The sequence below is a fragment of the Novosphingobium sp. HR1a genome (assembly GCF_015594425.1).
GTDB lineage: Bacteria > Pseudomonadota > Alphaproteobacteria > Sphingomonadales > Sphingomonadaceae > Novosphingobium > Novosphingobium resinovorum_A.
On record NZ_JABXWS010000102.1, the window covers coordinates 222698 to 239235 of the forward strand.

Annotated in this window: 17 protein-coding genes; 7 read left to right on the forward strand and 10 right to left on the reverse strand. The window is 64.9% G+C overall.

Features of this window, described 5'->3' with window-relative positions:
• Positions 1-1335 carry an SRPBCC family protein gene (locus HWN72_RS27530; RefSeq protein WP_211151918.1) on the forward strand — a complete coding sequence of 445 codons (1335 nt, stop codon included), beginning with the start codon at positions 1-3 and terminating at the stop codon, positions 1333-1335.
• On the forward strand, positions 1335-2099 hold the full coding sequence (locus HWN72_RS27535; RefSeq protein ID WP_211151919.1) for a ThuA domain-containing protein: 765 nt from the start codon (positions 1335-1337) through the stop codon (positions 2097-2099). The genes HWN72_RS27530 and HWN72_RS27535 overlap by 1 nt, the downstream gene beginning before the upstream one ends.
• A gap of 40 nt (positions 2100-2139) precedes the next feature.
• Here HWN72_RS27535 and HWN72_RS27540 read toward each other — a convergent pair whose 3' ends face one another.
• The 6 genes from HWN72_RS27540 to HWN72_RS27565 form a co-directional block, all read right to left on the reverse strand.
• Positions 2140-2808, reverse strand: a complete 669-nt coding sequence (locus HWN72_RS27540; RefSeq protein WP_211151920.1) for a TetR/AcrR family transcriptional regulator — start codon at positions 2806-2808, stop codon at positions 2140-2142.
• Positions 2809-2894: 86 nt separating this feature from the next.
• Entirely contained in the window at positions 2895-3422 is a 528-nt protein-coding gene (locus HWN72_RS27545) for a nuclear transport factor 2 family protein (RefSeq protein WP_211151921.1), read from the reverse strand.
• Positions 3419-4237, reverse strand: a complete 819-nt coding sequence (locus HWN72_RS27550) for an SDR family oxidoreductase (RefSeq protein ID WP_211151922.1) — start codon at positions 4235-4237, stop codon at positions 3419-3421. Before HWN72_RS27550 ends, HWN72_RS27545 begins: the two co-directional genes overlap by 4 nt.
• Positions 4234-5676 carry a dihydrolipoamide acetyltransferase family protein gene (locus tag HWN72_RS27555; RefSeq protein ID WP_211151923.1) on the reverse strand — a complete coding sequence of 481 codons (1443 nt, stop codon included), beginning with the start codon at positions 5674-5676 and terminating at the stop codon, positions 4234-4236. The genes HWN72_RS27550 and HWN72_RS27555 overlap by 4 nt, the downstream gene beginning before the upstream one ends.
• Positions 5677-5693: 17 nt before the next feature.
• Entirely contained in the window at positions 5694-6707 is a 1014-nt protein-coding gene (locus tag HWN72_RS27560; RefSeq protein WP_211151924.1) for an alpha-ketoacid dehydrogenase subunit beta, read from the reverse strand.
• Between the two features lie 8 nt (positions 6708-6715).
• On the reverse strand, positions 6716-7687 hold the full coding sequence (locus HWN72_RS27565; protein WP_211151925.1) for a thiamine pyrophosphate-dependent dehydrogenase E1 component subunit alpha: 972 nt from the start codon (positions 7685-7687) through the stop codon (positions 6716-6718).
• 188 nt (positions 7688-7875) lie between these two features.
• Between HWN72_RS27565 and HWN72_RS27570 the strand changes: the two genes are divergently transcribed.
• Genes HWN72_RS27570 through HWN72_RS27580 form a run of 3 tightly spaced genes read left to right on the forward strand, consistent with a single transcriptional unit; the run spans position 7876 to position 10905 of the window.
• Positions 7876-8970, forward strand: coding sequence for an acyl-CoA dehydrogenase family protein (locus HWN72_RS27570; RefSeq protein ID WP_211151926.1), 1095 nt, complete (start codon positions 7876-7878; stop codon positions 8968-8970).
• Positions 8967-10124 carry an acyl-CoA dehydrogenase family protein gene (locus HWN72_RS27575; RefSeq protein ID WP_211151927.1) on the forward strand — a complete coding sequence of 386 codons (1158 nt, stop codon included), beginning with the start codon at positions 8967-8969 and terminating at the stop codon, positions 10122-10124. The genes HWN72_RS27570 and HWN72_RS27575 overlap by 4 nt, the downstream gene beginning before the upstream one ends.
• 22 nt (positions 10125-10146) lie before the next feature.
• Positions 10147-10905 carry a class II aldolase/adducin family protein gene (locus HWN72_RS27580; protein WP_211151928.1) on the forward strand — a complete coding sequence of 253 codons (759 nt, stop codon included), beginning with the start codon at positions 10147-10149 and terminating at the stop codon, positions 10903-10905.
• A 144-nt stretch (positions 10906-11049) separates the two neighbouring features.
• Here the strand turns inward: HWN72_RS27580 and HWN72_RS27585 are convergent, their stop codons facing one another.
• From HWN72_RS27585 to HWN72_RS27595, 3 genes are read right to left on the reverse strand one after another with little or no spacing between them, the layout of a single operon-like run.
• Positions 11050-12261, reverse strand: a complete 1212-nt coding sequence (locus tag HWN72_RS27585; RefSeq protein ID WP_211151929.1) for an SRPBCC family protein — start codon at positions 12259-12261, stop codon at positions 11050-11052.
• 4 nt (positions 12262-12265) lie between these two features.
• Complete coding sequence (locus HWN72_RS27590; protein WP_211151930.1) at positions 12266-12622, reverse strand: putative quinol monooxygenase; 357 nt, start codon at positions 12620-12622, stop codon at positions 12266-12268.
• Positions 12619-13020 (reverse strand): nuclear transport factor 2 family protein, encoded by a 402-nt coding sequence (locus tag HWN72_RS27595; protein WP_211151931.1) that lies wholly within the window; start codon positions 13018-13020, stop codon positions 12619-12621. Before HWN72_RS27595 ends, HWN72_RS27590 begins: the two co-directional genes overlap by 4 nt.
• A 318-nt stretch (positions 13021-13338) precedes the next feature.
• Between HWN72_RS27595 and HWN72_RS27600 the strand changes: the two genes are divergently transcribed.
• Both HWN72_RS27600 and HWN72_RS27605 read left to right on the forward strand, forming a co-directional pair.
• Positions 13339-15381: a TonB-dependent receptor domain-containing protein gene (locus tag HWN72_RS27600; RefSeq protein ID WP_211151932.1), complete on the forward strand. Its 2043-nt coding sequence runs from the start codon at positions 13339-13341 to the stop codon at positions 15379-15381.
• Positions 15382-15537: 156 nt separating this feature from the next.
• Positions 15538-16167, forward strand: coding sequence for a hypothetical protein (locus HWN72_RS27605; RefSeq protein ID WP_211151933.1), 630 nt, complete (start codon positions 15538-15540; stop codon positions 16165-16167).
• 204 nt (positions 16168-16371) lie between these two features.
• On the opposite strand, the gene HWN72_RS27610 is transcribed toward HWN72_RS27605, so the two are convergent.
• Positions 16372-16538 (reverse strand): transposase domain-containing protein (locus HWN72_RS27610; protein WP_211151943.1); only part of this gene is annotated, 167 nt, incomplete at its 5' end.

Sequence of the window (16538 nt, forward strand, 5' to 3'; positions counted from 1 at the left end):
ATGGAAGACACTCTGACCCGCCCGCGCCCTTACGGCGTCGATCTGTCCAAGGCGCCCGAGCCGGTGCTCGGCGACGCGGCGATCGACAAGGAACGCTATTACAGCCGCGATTTCTGGCAGCAGGAATGGGACAAGGTCTGGACGAAGACCTGGCAGGTCGCGGCCATGGTCAACCAGTTCCAGAAGCCGGGCGACTATGTGACGCTGCCGTTCGGGCGCGAGCAGATTTTCGCGGTCATGGGCAATGATCGCAAGATCCGCTGCTTCTACAATGTCTGCCAGCACCGGGGCATGATGCTGCTGACCGAGGAGGTAGGCACTGCCCGCCGCCTCGTGTGTCCGTACCACGCCTGGGCTTACGATCTCGAAGGGGTGATCCGCACGATCCCGGACGAGAAGGACTTCCCCGAGGGGACCAAGTGCGACAAGCGCAATCTCGTCGAGATCAAGAGCGACACCTGGGGCGGGCTCGTCTGGTTCAACATGGACGACGACTGCGGCCCCTTGCGCGAATTCCTCTCGCCGGTGGCCGATCATCTCGACGCTTATCCCATGGAAGAGATGATCCGCGTCAGCTGGGTGACGATCGAGGGCGATTTCAACTGGAAGCTGGTGCAGGACAATTTCAACGAGTCCTACCATGTCTTCCACGCGCACCCGCAGCTCAAGTACGTCGCCGAGTTCTCGTACCGCCACTCGCAGTTCGACATGTACCCTTCGGGCCATGCGCGCATGTTGATGGCGGGCGGCGCGCCGAGCCAGACGTTGCGCGGCGTCGATGACGAGGTGATCCGCCAGCTGGGCGAGCACATGCGCTTCTGGGGGCTGGAGCCCGACGACTATCGCGGGCGCATCCAGGATGTCCGCCCCGCGCTGCAGGTGCAGAAACGCAAGCTGGGTGCGGAAAAGGGCTATGACTTCTCCAGCTATGACGACGTCATGCTGACGGACAACTGGCACTACACGCTGTTCCCGAACCTGTCGTTCAGCCTCAAGCCCGACGGCAACATTTTCCTGCGCGCCCGCCCGCACGAATCCGACCCGGAAAAGTGCTACTTCGACATGTGGTACCTGAACCTCTTCCCCGAGGGCGAGACGAAGTACTACTCGCCGACGATGCGCGATTTCGTGAGCATGGACACGCCCGCGCCGCACCTGCAGGAGAAGGGCGGGCACCCCGCGATGGGCCCGACGATCAACCAGGATCTCGCGCTCTGGTCGAACCAGCAGAAGGCGCTGCATTCGCGCGGCTACCGGCGTGAGACGTTGGCGGGGCAGGAATCGCGAGTGCGCTACTTCCATGAGAACCTCGACCGGATGATGGCGGCCGACTGATGGCGGATGACAACGGGGGCGGGACCAATCCGCCCCGCATCGACTGCGTGCTGGTCGCCGCAGGGCTGTGGCACGACATCGACTATGCGCGCCTCGAACTGCTCAAATTGCTGGGCGCCGAGCCGCGCATCCGCACCCGTGTGTTCGAAGACTTCGAGAACATCGAGGCGATCCGCAAGGCCGATATCCTCATCACCTACACCTGCGACGTCGTGCCTTCGCTGGCGGCGCAGGAGGCCTTGCGCGACTGGCTCGATGCAGGCGGGCGCTGGCTGGCACTGCACGGGACGAATTCGATCCTGCGGATGATGGAGGACGGCAAGTGGCACGCGCCGCGCCATGCGCCGCTTTTCATGGAACTGCTGGGCAGCCAGTTCCTGTCGCACCCGCCGATCGCGCCCTACCGGGTGACGGTGGCCGATCCCGACCACGCGCTGACGCGCGGCATAGAACCGTTCGAGACGGTGGACGAACTATACCACATGGACCTGCACGGCGACCTGCACGTCCTGCTCGAAACCGAATGCACCGAGCCCGCGCCGCACTTCGCCGAAGGGATGGAGGCACCCGGTACGCATCCGGTGATGTACATCGCGCAGCGCGGGACGGGCGCGGTGCTCTACAACACGCTGGGTCATTGCCGGGGACATTACGACATGCAGCCGACGATGGAATGGTGGCCCAAGGTGGACCGCTGTGCGTGGGAACTGCCGGTGTTCCACGATCTGCTGGCGCGCAGCCTGACGTGGCTAATGGTGCGGTGAACTTGTCGTCGTCCCGGCCTTATCCGGGACGACGTATCTTTCAGAACGCGATCTTGTCTTCGCGGATCGAGATCAGCAGGCGGGTCAGGAACTCAAGGATCGTCTGTTCCATCGCCGGATCGCTCCAGACGTCGCGGTTGACGATCATGCCGGTCATGATGGCCTGCGTCAGCCGCCGGGCCTTGTCGAGCTTTTCGGGCGAATTGGCCCACTCGGGGAAATTGGCGATCAGTTCCTGCCGCCAGAAATGGTCGTGGCGCTGCGCCTTTTCGACGAACAGCGACTTGAGATCGGGATCGGTCCGCGCGGCGTTGTTGAGTTCCAGATAGGCCTGGAAGTCGCGCGTGTTGTGACATTCCCAGTCCACCGTGATGCCGACGTTGAGCGACGTGCGCTCCTGCTCGGTCAGGCTGCGGATGGCTTCGCTGAAAGTCTTCATCAGGCGGAAGAAAGCGTAGTCGATCACCGCCGTGATGAGGTCCTGCTTCGTCGCATAGTGATGCAGCATCGCCCCGCGCGAGATGTTCGCCTGCTTGGCGATCAGGTGCGTGGTGGTGTCGCTGTAGCCATGCTCGGCGAGGCACTCGATCGCGGCGTCGAGGATCAGCAGCCGCGTCTCGGCGCTGCGACGGTGCTGGAGCCCTTCAGATTCCGGGATCATCCCGGCAGGACTGAGTTCGTAAAAGTCGGGCAATCCGGTTTCAGACAATTCGCACTACCTTCGACAAACTCGTAATGATCTTTAATGGATGACGCGACAGGGGACGTCAATATTTGCGCCCCCTGTCGTAACTGTCAGTCCGGTGAATTCAGCCGCTCTGCAAAGGCAAAGACGCTGTCGGATCGGTCCGGCTTGCCGAAATCGCGCGGTGACGATGCGGAGCGGTCCCAGTTGTCGGTGCGCGGTTCGTTGGCGTTCCAGTCGTAGACGGCGCGGCGGTGAAAGATGCGCCATTGGCCTTCGTGCTTGCGGAACTCGTCGAGATAGCGTCCCGCCGTCGTCATGCGCGCAGGGTTGCCGGAGGTGTCGGTGAGATCGTGCGAGGCGACGAAGTAGGATTCCGCCACGGCGCGCGTCCCCTGCACCTCGACCAGCACATTGCCGATCAGGTGCTGCGTGCGTTCCATGCCCGCCAGCAGCGGCAGCACCCATGTCACGAAATCCGCGCCGGTGCCGGTCCAGTAGCCGTGATCGTCGGTGCCCTCGGGATGGAAGACGCAGCGCAGGGTTTCCTCGTCACGCCGGTCGAGGCCGCGCGCGAAACGGTAGACCAGTTCGGTGCAGGCCTGCTTGGCCAGCAGGGTTTCCAGTTCCGCGCTCATTCCGCCGCCTCCTGTGCGTGCTCGGCGATCGAGCGGACGATGTCCTCGCGCGTCGGGTTGGCGCGCAGGGTCAGGCCGCCGTTCACCTGCAGGTTCTGACCGGTCATGAAGCAGGTGTCGCTGGCCAGCCAGCAGGCTGCCTCGGCGATGTCATCGCACGTCCCGATCCGGCCGAGGGGGTAGGCCTTGCGATAGGCTTCGACAAGGCCGGGAATGGCCGCGCGTTTCGCGGTCATCGGCGTCATCGTCATGCCCGGCGAGATCGAGTTGCAGCGGATGCCCTGCGCGCCGAACTCATGCGCGATGCAGCGCACGAGGTGATCGCCGCCCGCCTTGGCGCCCATGTAGGCGGCATGGTCGTTGAGCATGATCGTGGCGGTGGCCGAGCTGATCTGGATGATCGAACCGCCGTCCTCCATCGCCGCGACGAGGCTCTGGAACAGGATGAACGGGCCGGTGAAGCTCACCTGCGTCATCTGTTCCAGTTCGGCCTCGGTGGTTTCGAGGAAGGGTTTCAGCAGCCCCCATCCGGCCGCGTTCACGGCAATGTCGATGCCGCCCATCTGTGCCGCGGCTTCGGTCACTGCCTTGCGGATGGAGGTAGGATCGCTGAGATCGCACAGCACAAAGCCGCCACCCAGTTCGGTGGCGATCTGCGCGAGTTCCTCCGCGCCGCGCCCGGCGACGACGACTTTCGCGCCTTCGCCCTGCATCTGGCGGGCGATCACTTGTCCCATGTTGTCGCGCCCGGCCGCGCCGAGCACGAAGGCGCGTTTGCCCTTCAGGCGGTTCGGGTTGATGCTGGCATTGTTCATCGCGTCAACTCCTGCGGATTTTCGAGAAGGCGTGTCAGTTCCGCCAGGAAAGATGCGCCCACGGCGCCGTCGATGGCGCGGTGATCGCACGAAAGCGACATGTGGATGCGCCGCGCGTTCACCAGCGCGTGATCCTGATGGAACGTCTCGGACCGCGCTGCGCCCACGGCAAGGATTGCGCCCTGCGGCGGGTTGATGATCGCGTCGAACTGGGTGATGCCGTGCATGCCTAAGTTCGAGATCGAGAAACTGCCGCCCTTGAACTCCTCCGGCGCCAGCTTGCCTTCGCGGGCTTTCGCCGCCAGCGCCTTCACCTCGGCCGAGATGCGCGCGACGGACTTGGTCTGCGCGGCGCGGACGATCGGGGTGATGAGGCCCTTGTCCGTGGCGACGGCGATGGCGATGTCGCTGTCGACGAAGCGGTGGATCTCGCCTTCATGGACCTGCACGTTGCAGTCGCGGTGCTTCTGCAGCGCGAGCGCCACGGCGCGCACGATGTAGTCGTTGACCGAGGGCGCTTCGCCGGTCGCGCGCTTGGCATCCTCGCGCATGGCGAAGAGGGCATCTACGCGGGCCTCATTGCGCAAGTAGAAGTGCGGGATCGTGCTCTTGGAGTAGGCGAGCTGGCGCGCGATGGCCTTGCGCATCGACGACATCTTGACGATCTCGCGCTCCCCGTCCCCGGCGCTGCCTTCGACGGTGAAGCTGGCGGGAGCTGGGGCAGGGGCCTGTACGGCCGGAGCCTCCACCACGGCGGGCTTTATCAGGGCTTCGACGTCGGCCTTGCAGATGCGTCCGCGCGGCCCGGTGCCGGTGACACCGTCGAGCGAGAGCGCATTCTGCACCGCGATCCGTTTCGCCAGCGGCGAGGCATAGACGTTATCGAGCGCGGCGTCGGTCGGGGCGATGTCCACCGCTGCGCCTTCGGTGAGCGTCTGCGCACCGGCCTTTGCCTTGTCCACGTCCTGCAGGGTGACGCGGCCGTTGCGGCCCGATCCGGCTATGGCGCTGACGTCCACTCCGGCATCCTCGGCCTTGCGGCGCGCTTCGGGGCTGATCGCCATGTCGGCGGGAATTTCTACTGGCTTCGCAGCAGGGGCGGGCGCCGGAGCGCTTGCCGGTTCCGCCTTGGGCGCAGCAGATGCCGTCACGCCCTTGCCGGAGAGGAATGCGTCGATCTCGTTCGCGCTCGCGTCGCCCTCGGAGAAGACGCCGAGGACGGTGCCAACCTCCACCGTATCGCCCTGTGGTACGATGATGCGGGCGAGGACGGCGTCGAACTCGGCTTCGTATTCGTTAGTGATCTTGTCGGTCTCGATGAGGGCGATCACCTCGCCTTTGCGGAATGCGGCGCCTTCGGCCACGTTCCAGTCGGCGATGGTTCCCTCGGTCATTTCGATACCCCACTTGGGCATCGTGAATGCGCGCAGTTTGGCCATTGTCAGCATCCTCCCCCTCAGCCTCGGAAGCCGACCGTCGCCTCGATCGCGGCGGTGATCCGCTCGACCGAAGGGAGGTAGGCGTTCTCCAGCGCAGGCGCGAAAGGCACCGGCGTATGCGGCGGCGTCACTTGCGCGATCGGGGCCCTGAGCGCGGTGAACGCCTGCTCGCTGACGAACCCGGCGATGTCGCGGGCGAGGCCGCAGCGCGGCGGGTTCTCGTCCACCACGATCAGGCGGCCGGTCGCCTCGACCGAATCGAGGATCGCTTCCTCGTCCATCGGGCTGGTGGTGCGCAGGTCGATCACGTCGCACGACATGCCGCGCTGGGCGAGGGCATCGGCAGCCGCCTCGGCGCGGGCGACAAGCTGGCCGCAGGTGACGATCGTGGCGTCGTTGCCTTCGCGCACCATGCGGGCATGGCCGAAGGGGATGGTGTAGTCCTCCACAGGCACTTCCTCGCGCATGGCGTAGAGCGCCTTGGGCTCGAAGAACAGCACCGGATCGTCATCGCGGATCGCCGTCGCCAGCAGGCCCTTGGCCTCGCGCGGTGAGGACGGGATCACGACCTTGAGGCCGGGGATCGCGGTCATCATCGCATAGGCGGCCTGGCTGTGCTGCGGTCCGGCGTTGCGGCCCGCGCCATAGGCCACGCGGATGACGGCGGGGCATTTGGTGGCGCCGCCGAACATGTAGCGGAACTTGGCCATCTGGTTCCAGATCTGGTCGAGGCACACGCCGATGAAGTCGGCGAACATGATCTCGGCCACCGGGCGCAGGCCGGTGAGGGCAGCGCCCGCCGCCGCACCGATGATCGCGCTTTCGGAAATCGGCGTGTCGATCACGCGCCCGGCGCCGAACTGGCCATAGAGACCTTCGGAGGTTTTCCAGATTCCGCCGATGGCTTCGGGACCGCCGGCGGTGCCCATGCCGCCGACGACGTCCTCGCCAAGAAGGATCACGTGGGGGTCACGCTCCATCTCCTGACGCAGCGTGAGATTGATGGCTTCGCGAAACTGCATTCTGGTCATGGCGGGCCTCAGTAGGAGACGTAGACGTTGGTAAGGACGGCGGCGGCATCCGGCACGGGCGCGGCGCGTGCGTCGACCACCGTCTGATCGATGAGCTGCGCGACCTCGGTGTCGATGAGGTCCAGTTCGGTGCCGCCCAGTACCTTTGAGCCTGTCACGCTTTCGCGGAAGATTTTCAGGCAATCGCGCTCCGCACGGATACGGTCCAGCTCGCCTTTTCCGCGGTAACGCTGGGGGTCGCCTTCGAAATGGCCGAAGAATCGCTCGGTATCGAACTCGATCGCTGCGGGCTTGCCGGTCTCGCGCACATAGGCGAGCAGATCGCGGAAGGTGGCCTCTACCTCGAAGAAATCGCAGCCGTTGGCGCGCCATACTTTCATGCCGAACGCCTCGGCACGGCTGGCGATGTCGCCTGCGGTGGAGGTGGCGTATTCGGGGCCGGTGTGCTCGGAATAATGATTGTTTTCAAAGACGAAGATCGCCGGCACTTGCAGCGCCACGGCCATGTTCATAGCCTCGAACGTGGTGCCCTGGTTGCACGCACCGTCGCCCGAGAACGCGATCGAGACCGCGCCCTTGCCGCGCAGCTTGGCGGTGATCGCCGCGCCCACCGCAATCGGCGCCCCTGCCCCGACGATGCCGTTGGCGCCCAGCATGCCCTTGCTGACGTCGGCGATGTGCATGGAGCCGCCCTTGCCGTGACACAGCCCATCGGCGCGGCCGTAGATCTCCTTCATCATGCCGCCGACGTCGCAGCCCTTGGCGATGCAATGGCCGTGGCCGCGGTGGGTGGAGATGATGCAGTCGTCGTCGGTGAGGTTGATGCACACACCCGCCGCCACGGCTTCCTGTCCGGCATAGAGGTGCGTGAATCCGGCGATGTCGCCGGTCTGGATCTCGTCGTGCAGACGTTCCTCGAAATCGCGAATCGTGCGCATCTGACGATACGCCTGCAGCATAGTGTCGCGGTTGAGCTGCATCCTTTTCTCCCGTTCTTGCCTGTGCCCGATGGCGCATTCCCGCGCTTTCGGATCATTTACAGTCCTACGTGTCTGAAAAATTCCAACCTGTCCATACTAAACAGAATTGCTTGCTTTATGACGTTCGGTGTCTAGAATGGCCGCAAGCGAAGGTCCGCAAAGGACCGGGCGGGGGAAGGAGCGTAAGTTTGAAGCTGCAGTTCACCGAAGAGCAGGCCATGTTCGCCGACACCGTGTCGCGCCTGCTCGAAGGCCGTTACGATTTCGAGCATCGCCGTGCCTTGTTGAAGGCCGGACCGTCGATGGATGCGGGCCTCTGGGCAGCGCTTGCGGAACTGGGCGCGTTCCATCTGTTAGTGAGCGAGGAGCAGGGCGGCCTTGGCGGCGCGATGGCGGATTGTGGGCTGCTGGCGATGTATCTGGGTGGGCGGCTTGTCGCCGAGCCCGTCGTTGCTCTGGGTATGGTCCCTGCCCGCCTGTTCGGTGCGCTGGGTGTCGAGGATCGGTTGGAGGCACAGCTTGAAGGCGTGGTGCGCACGCTGGTGCTGGACGCCCGTGCGCAGCTTCCGGGCAATCCCGAGGGTGCTGATCTGAACTTCCGTCTGGCCGAAGGCACTGCTGCTGCCACCGACATTGCCGTGCTGGCCGCAGATGGCAGCTTGTGGGGCATCGTTGCCGATGCGCCGGGGGTAACGGTTGCGCCGTCGCGCATGCTCGATGGTCGCCTGTCCGGCGACGTGCGCATTTCGGGCGCGAGCGGCTTTCAGCGCCTTGCCGATGATGCGGCGGCGGCATTCGATCGCGTGCGCGCCGAAGCCGCCGTTGTCGAGCAGTGGTTCCAGCTAGGCTCCATGAAATCCGCGCTCGCCGCCACGGTGGCTTATATGAAGGAGCGCCGTCAGTTCGGTAGGACGCTGGGCGCATTCCAGTCGGTGCAGTTGCGTGTTGCCGAGATGGCCGTCGCCTGCGAGGAGGCACGCGCCGCGACGTTGCTGGCCGCCGTCCGGTTCGACGCTGCCACCAGCGACGATGCTCGCGCCAGCGCCTGTGCATCCGGTAAGCTGCAGGTGGCCCGTACTGCGCGCGTCGTGGCCGAAGGGGCGGTGCAGTTGCACGGCGGCATCGGCGTCTCCGAGGAACTGCCGATTTCTGCGCACTACCGTCAGATGCTCGCCTTCTGCGCGCGGTACGGCACGCCCGATGACGCGGCGCTGACGATCGCGCGCACCACTATCGATACCGGCTCTTATGCCCATAGTGCCGTGCTGGGAGAGCCTGCGTGACCGACCTTTCGCTCACCCCTGAACTCACCGCCTTCCGCGCCGAAGTCCGCGCGTTCCTGGCCGAGAGCCTGACTGACGAACTGCGCGCAGGACAGGCCGCCGTCAGCGCGGTCTACCCCGAACCCGAAGTCTCGCTGCCGTGGCAGAAGCTGCTGGCGGCAAAAGGCTGGGCGGTACCGGTCTGGCCCGAGCGGTTCGGCGGCCCCGGCTGGAATGCCATCCAGCGCTTCATCTTCGAGACCGAATGCGCGCTGGCTGGCGCTCCGCTGGTCTATCCCATCGGCATCCGCCTCGTGGCGCCGGTGGTGCAGGCGTTCGGCTCGCCCGAGCAGCAGGCCGAGTGGCTGCCGCGCATCCTTTCGGGCGAGGACTACTGGTGCCAGGGCTTTTCCGAGCCGGGGGCCGGGTCCGACCTTGCCTCGCTCTCCACCCGCGCGGTGGAGCAGGACGGGCGCTATGTGGTCAACGGCAGCAAAATCTGGACGACCCACGCTCACCACGCCAACCGCATCTTCGCGCTGGTGCGCACGGCCTCCACCGGCAAGCGGCAGGAGGGCATCACCGCGCTCGCCATCGACCTCGACAGTCCCGGCGTGGAAGTGCGCCCGATCATCTCGATCGCGGGCGACCATGACGTCAACGAGGTGTTCCTCACCGACGTCGAGGTGCCGCTGGCGAACCGCATCGGCGCCGAAGGCGAGGGCTGGAAGATCGCCAAGTACCTCCTCGAATTCGAACGCGGCACCGGCCTGTTCGGGGCGCGGCTGCGCTCCTCGCTCAAGCGGGTGATCGGCGTGGCGCGTGAGCGCGGCGTCATCGATCGCCCGGACTTGCGCCGCACGCTTGCCGAACTGGTCAGCGAGATCGACTGCTTCGAGATGCTAGAGCTAGCGACGCTTGGCGAGATCGAGCCGGGGCAATCACCGGGGCCGGTGGCATCGGTGCTGAAGCTGCGGGCCAGCCGGCTCAAGCAGGCCATCGGCAATGCCGGGGTCGCGGTGCTGGGTGAGGAAGCGCTGGCGTTTCAGGATGCCGGTCCGGGCATGACCGACACGTTGGTCGGCGATGCACTCAATTCGCGGGCGGCGACGATCTTCGGGGGCGCGTCCGAAATCCAGCTTTCGATCATCGCCAAGTCCCTAGCCGGATTATAACGAACCACAGGAGAGAACACCCATGCAACTGGCAGTCCAGAACGAGCAGTCCTACGACGAGGCCGAGTGGGAAGTCCGCAAGGACCTCGCCGCCTGCTACCGCCTGATCCATCATTACCGAATGTCCGACGGTATCGCGACGCACATCTCGGCGCGCCTGCCGGGGCCGGGCGAGCGCATCCTCATCAACCCGTTCGGCACGCTGTTCAACGAAGTGAAGGCCAGCAACCTCGTCGCCGTGACGCTGGAAGGCGATGTGCTGACCAAGGATGGCGTCATCAACCCGGCGGGCTATCTGATCCACAGCACTATCCACGCCGCGCGCGAGGACGTGGTCTGCGTCCTGCACACGCATACGGCGGCGGGCGTCGCCGTCTCGGCGCAGGAGGACGGCCTGCTCCCGATCAGCCAGCAGGCCGCGATCGTCGCGCGCCGCACCGCCTATCACGACTATGAGGGCGTCGCGCTGATCGAGGCAGAGCGCGAAACCCTGCGTCGCGACATCGGCGACAAGGACGTGCTGATCCTGCGCAACCACGGCCTGCTCACCACAGGACGCACCATCGGCGAGGCGTTCTACCTCATGCTGATGACCCAGCGCGCTTGCGAGATCCAGATCGCCGCGCAGTCCGGCGGGGCCAAGCTGAGGATGATCCCCGATGAAGTGGTCGATCTGGTTTACAGTCAGACCTACAACTACGGCGGCCAGATCAACGGCACGATGGACTGGGTGGCGCTCAAGCGCGAAGTGGAGCGCTTCGCGCCAGACTACGCGGACTGACCGGACAGGAGGAGCAATGCTCCCCCTTTTCATTTGCAATGTGCCGGTTGGCGCGTGGTCGAAAAAAGGGACCGGGCATCTTGGATGCCCGGTCCCTCAGTCTTTGGTGGTTTGCGGAGAGGAAGCCACCGGGAGAATTGAAGCTCAGTTCGCGCCGCGCATGATCCGTGCGGCGTTGCGATGCCAGTGCTGCAGGGCGATCTCGTTGGCGCCGAGCACCGTGCGGAAAGAGGAGGGCGCCCATTCGAGATTGCGCTGGCCGGTGGCCGAGACGCTGTAGTCCTCGGTGGAGACGACCTTGTCGATGAAGGCGTGCATTTCCGCCCACTTCTGGCGATCGACTTCCTCGCCTGCATGTGCGGGCTGGTACGTACGCATCAGCGTGCGAGAGTCCTGCGGCGTGGCACCGGGGAATACGCGCGACACGCCGTAGAACTGGCCGATGCCGGGGATGCTGTTGACGTTGATGACGAGGTTGGGAAACAGCATGTAGAGCCCGCCGTAGTCGGTATGCGGCCACTCCTCCTCGGGCGTATCCTGATAGGGCATGAACTCCTCGCGCGGGAAGGCGAGGCGGGCGTGAAGGCCGTAGTTGTCGTAGACCATGATGTTCGACGGCGCGAGCTTGCCGATCGTCTCGGGGTGCAGCGTGGCGAAATGATAGCTCTCGCCATAGGTGTCGAGCGCGTATTTCCAGTTGGCATCGGCCGTGATTTCGGACGCGGCGATGCATTCCGCCTTGTCGAGTTCCAGGTGCGCGATCTCGCCTGCGAAATCGCCAAGGTGGGCGTCCACGTCGATCTCCTCGCCCCCCGGCGTCGCGCGCACGAAGACGAGACCGTACTTCTCGGCGCAGGGCACGCGGACGAGGCCCAGTTCCTCGCGCTCGATCCCGGCGAAGCCTTCCTTGCCGGGCTGGCCGATCAGCTTGCCGTCGAGGTCAAAGGTCCAGGCATGGAACGGGCATGTCATGCGGCTGCGGGCGTCACACTCGGTGACAAGCCGCGCCGCGCGGTGGGTGCACATGTTGAGGAAGGCGTTTACTTGCCCCTGCTTGTTGCGCACCAGCAGGATTGGTGGGCCAAGCACGTCGAAGGTCATCTTCGCGCCCGGTCCGTCGAGATCGCGGCTGAGACAGGCGACCACCGGCATGTCGAGGAACATCGCCTTGCGCTCGCGCTGCGCATAGCCGGCGTCGGTGTAGATCGACGGGTCGATCTGCATCGGCCCCGCGGCGTCGAGGTCGGTGGTCTTGTCGCGCATGTGCCGCAAGGTGCGCCGGCGCAACTCGTAGTGCGAGTTCAGCCGGGCCTCTTCGGCCTCAAGGCTCGGGGCCAGCACATCCGCGTCGGCCATGGGATCAGGCCTCCACCGGTGCGGTGAAGAAATCGGCGCGCGGGGTGCCGGTCTCATCGTAGACGGGCTCGTCATGGGCGACGAGATACTTGCGGCTCCTCGACTCGATCGGCCCGGCCGAGCGCAGCTGGGTGCGCATCTCGGTGTAGTTGGGCAGCGTGAAGTGGTGGGCGAGGGCGGCCTCGTCGGTCCACTTCTCGAACACCTCGATGCGGCCCGGGTTCAGCGGGTCGAGCGCCCAGCTGTAGGCAAGGCAGCCGGGTTCTTCCAGCGAGGCCTCGATCAGCGGGCGCGCTTCGTGGACGATGCGTTCGGCGTGTGCCGGATCGAGTTGCATTGTGGCGACGATGAGAATGGTCATGATTTCAGCTCCCGTGCGGAAAAAGTGCGTTGCTGGAATTGCCAGCCGGCGTCGGAACGGACGAGCACGTCGTCGTAGCGTCCGGCCTGAAAGCGGCGGCTGCCGTCCTGCATTTCCAGATGTTCGAAAGTGTAGGTGACGACCTCGGCCCGGTCGCCGTCGATGCGGATCGAGCCGGGGTTGGCCATGAACATGACTTCGGCGAAGCCGTCCATCGCCTTGCGCCAGAACGGCAGGATCTGGTCGTGCCCGACCATCTCGCCGCCGCGAAAGCACCAGCGGCCGTCAGAGGCCCAGGTGGCGATATAGGCATCCGCATCGCGGCGCATGACGGCGTCGCTGTAGCGGTCGATCAGTTCGCGAATGGCAAGGCGATCGGCCTCTGGCCCGATGAACACCGGCAATCTCCTCTCGTTCTGCCATTATCAAAGCAGTTGTGATGGTTCTAAGCAGGATGGATTGTTTTGTAAAGAGGCTGATCGATGGGTGGAGGCACGAAGTGTGGCAGGCCTCCCGAAGAAGGCCTGCGCAGCATTACTTGAGGTTGATCTTCAATTCCCTGATCTCGCCCGGGAATATCACACCTGCTGACCGCCCATGCGTCACCTTCAAGCGATGATCACCCGTCAGACATGATTTGCAACAAAAAAGAGGATGTTATAACATCTCGTAATGACGTAGCGGATGCCCCTTAGCCTAGAGGGGAACAATCCGGCATGAAACACGCAGTACTCCTGGCCTCGGTCGCAACCGCTTGCATCGTCGCTCCGGCGGCCCTCGCGCAATCGACTAAGGCGCACCGCGCCGATGACATCGTGGTCACGGCGACGGCGCTGCAGCAGCGCGCGGACGAGACCGTCACGCCGGTCCTGACGCTGGGCGGAGACGAGCTTGTCCACCGCCGTCAGGCGACGCTGGGAGAGACGCTGGCCGGGCAGCCCGGCGTCAACTTCGACAACTTCGGCGGCGGTGCGAGCCGCCCGGTCATCCGCGGCCAGACCGCGCCGCGCGTGCAGGTCCTGTCCGACGCCTCGCAGATCCAGGACGCCTCGCAGGTCTCTCCGGATCATGCGGTCGTGGCCGAGCCGCTGCTGATGCGCGGAATCGAGGTTCTGCGCGGTCCGGCGACGCTGCTTTACGGTGGCGGTGCGATCGGCGGCGCAGTGAACGTGCTTGACAGTAAGATCCCGACTACCCTCCCGACCGATGGGATCGATGGCGTTGCCGAAGGCCGTCTCGGCACGGCAGACAACGAGCAGTCGCTCGTCGGCGGCCTGACCGGTGCGATCGGCAACTTCGCCGTCCGGGTAGAGGGCGTGGCCCGTTCCAGCGACGATTACCGTGTGCCGTCACGCTTCGGTGATCGCCATGTCGATGGCTCGTACAATGACACGTCGACCTGGTCGGTCGGCGGCGCCTGGGTGGGCGAGCGCGGCTACATCGGTGCGGCCTATACCCGCCAGACCAGCGAATACGGCCTGCCCGGCCATAGCCACGACTACGAGGACTGCCACCCCCACGGCTCCAGCCTGCACTGCGGCGGGCGCGACCACAGCCATGAGCATGACCACGATCATGAACACGAGCACGAGGAGGGCCACGAGGAAGTCCCCTACGTGCGCCTGCGCAGCGAACGGATCGACATTCGCAGCGACTACGAAGAGCCACTTCCCGGTTTCGAGCGAGTCCGTTTTCGCGCGGGCATCACCAAGTATCGTCATGAGGAACTGGAGCACGACGAAGTCGCGACGACATTCCGCAACAAGGCGCACGACGTTCGCCTCGAACTGACACACAAGCCGCTCGCAGGTCTGCGCGGCACCTTCGGCGTGCAGCATGCGAAGAGCGACTTCAGCGCTATCGGCACCGAAGCCTACCTGCCCGAGAGCGAGACCACGAACACCAGCCTGTTCCTGTTCGAGACACTGCAGGCCGGTCCCGTCCGTTTCGAGGCCGCCGTCCGGCAGGAATGGCAGAAGGTCGAGACGACGCTGAACCGCCGTGCCGAGCACAACCCCTTCTCAGTTTCCAGCGCAGCGATCTGGGAAGCGGGCAGCGGCTATTCGGTCGCCCTCTCGCTCGCCCGCTCGCAGCGTGCACCCACTGCGCAGGAGCTGTTCGCGCGCGGCGTGCACCTTGCTACCAACACCTATGAAGTCGGGGACGCGACGCTGGGCAAGGAAACCTCGCATTCCGTGGACGTGACGCTGCGCAAGTCGCTGGGCGATACCCACTTCACCCTGGGCGCCTATCACCAGGACTTCGACGGCTACATCTACGCTGAGACGCTGGACCGGTTCGAGGACTTCCGGCTCATCAGCTACACTGCCCACGACGCCACTTTCACCGGAATCGATGGCGAGATTCATCACCAGTTCTCGCCCGCGCTCGGTCTTGCGGTATTCGGGGACTATGTGCGAGCAAAGTTCAAGGATGCGGGGGGCAACCTGCCGCGCATCCCCGCAGGACGTCTCGGCGCACGCGGCGACATGGCACTGGCGGGCTTCACGGTGAACGCGGAGTACTTCCGCGTCTTCGAACAGGACCGCATTGCTGCCTATGAAACGCGCTCGTCCGGCTATGACATGGTGAACGCTACTGTCTCTTACAAGCTCGACCTTGGCGAGCAGTCGGCCGAGATCTATCTTCGGGGCACCAACCTGACGAACGCTCTCGCCTTCAACCACGCTTCCTTCATCAAGGATGCATCACCGCTGCGCGGGCGCAACCTCGTGGTTGGCCTGCGGACAGTGTTCTGATGACGAAGGGCAAGGACAGAGTGGCTGCGTCCACACTGTTCGCCTACGTCGAGGAACTGCAGGGGGACCGGGCCTTGGGGCTCGGTCCTCTATGCGGACACCGGCTCGGGATCGATCCGCTGGATCCAGTCGCTTCAGACGGAGCGCTGGACCGCGGTGACGGGCGCCGAGGGGCATGCCATGCAGGTGCGCGATATCGCAGAGGCTCGGCGGCGCCCCGAAGATCGCATCGTGCTCGGCAACTGGGCAGACCCTGCTCTGCTGGCGGGCGAGACTTACGACACCGTGCTGGCCGACTATCTGGTCGGCGCGATCGACGGCTTCGCGCCCTACTTCCAGGAGCGCCTGTTCGCCCGCCTGCGGCCGCTCGTGGGCGGACGCCTCTATGTCATCGGCCTCGATCTCTACGTGCCCGCCGATGAACCCGCCGATCCTGCCGCACACATCATCTGGCGCATCGGTTGGCTGCGCGATTCCTGCCTCCTGCTCGCAGGGGAGCGGCCGTATCGCGAATATCCGGCCGAGTGGGTCATGGAGGCGCTGCATCGGGCAGACTTCACACCGATCTGTGCGCAGCGTTTTCCGATCCGTTTCGGCGCGCGTTTGGTGCAGCCACAGATCGCCATGTGCGAGCAGCGCATCGCTCGGCTCGACGACCGAACCCTTGCTTCGGCACTCAGGGATCATGCCGTGACGTTAAGAGATGAAGCGCTGTCCGTGATCGAGCGCGACGGCAGCCTTCCTTGCGGCAACGACTACGTCATCGCGGCGGAACCGCGCATATGATGCTTGATGCTTCCACACGATCTTAGTTGTCATTTCGGGGGAGCCTATCCCCCGCCGCCGAAACGGGTGGACGAGCCCGTAGCGGCCTTTTTAGCGCGCAGAGTCAGTCGTAAGCGCGCATTTCGTAGCACGCTGCTTCCGGAGGCAGTGCGGCCATCACAGTTGACGCTGGACGAGACAGGCCACCGCGGCGACGTCGGGAGGTCAGGCGTGTTTTTCGAAGTTGAATGGCAGCAGGTCGTCGATATCGGCGTCGAGAGGTCGCTGGGGCAGTTCAGTGAGAACATGGCGTAGCCACGCGAGAGGCTCGACGCCGCAGGCGCGGCAAGTCAGCATCAGGCTATAGGTGACGGCGCTCGCCCGTGCGCCGT

Bases quoted from the DNA above. Each gene is read 5' to 3' on its own strand.
- HWN72_RS27530 (WP_211151918.1), top strand. From the start codon at position 1: ATGGAAGACACTCTGACCCGCCCGCGCCCTTACGGCGTCGATCTGTCC.
- HWN72_RS27535 (WP_211151919.1), top strand. From the start codon at position 1,335: ATGGCGGATGACAACGGGGGCGGGACCAATCCGCCCCGCATCGACTGC.
- HWN72_RS27545 (WP_211151921.1), bottom strand. From the start codon at position 3,422: ATGAGCGCGGAACTGGAAACCCTGCTGGCCAAGCAGGCCTGCACCGAA.
- HWN72_RS27550 (WP_211151922.1), bottom strand. From the start codon at position 4,237: ATGAACAATGCCAGCATCAACCCGAACCGCCTGAAGGGCAAACGCGCC.
- HWN72_RS27555 (WP_211151923.1), bottom strand. From the start codon at position 5,676: ATGGCCAAACTGCGCGCATTCACGATGCCCAAGTGGGGTATCGAAATG.
- HWN72_RS27560 (WP_211151924.1), bottom strand. From the start codon at position 6,707: ATGACCAGAATGCAGTTTCGCGAAGCCATCAATCTCACGCTGCGTCAG.
- HWN72_RS27565 (WP_211151925.1), bottom strand. From the start codon at position 7,687: ATGCAGCTCAACCGCGACACTATGCTGCAGGCGTATCGTCAGATGCGC.
- HWN72_RS27580 (WP_211151928.1), top strand. From the start codon at position 10,147: ATGCAACTGGCAGTCCAGAACGAGCAGTCCTACGACGAGGCCGAGTGG.
- HWN72_RS27585 (WP_211151929.1), bottom strand. From the start codon at position 12,261: ATGGCCGACGCGGATGTGCTGGCCCCGAGCCTTGAGGCCGAAGAGGCC.
- HWN72_RS27590 (WP_211151930.1), bottom strand. From the start codon at position 12,622: ATGACCATTCTCATCGTCGCCACAATGCAACTCGATCCGGCACACGCC.
- HWN72_RS27600 (WP_211151932.1), top strand. From the start codon at position 13,339: ATGAAACACGCAGTACTCCTGGCCTCGGTCGCAACCGCTTGCATCGTC.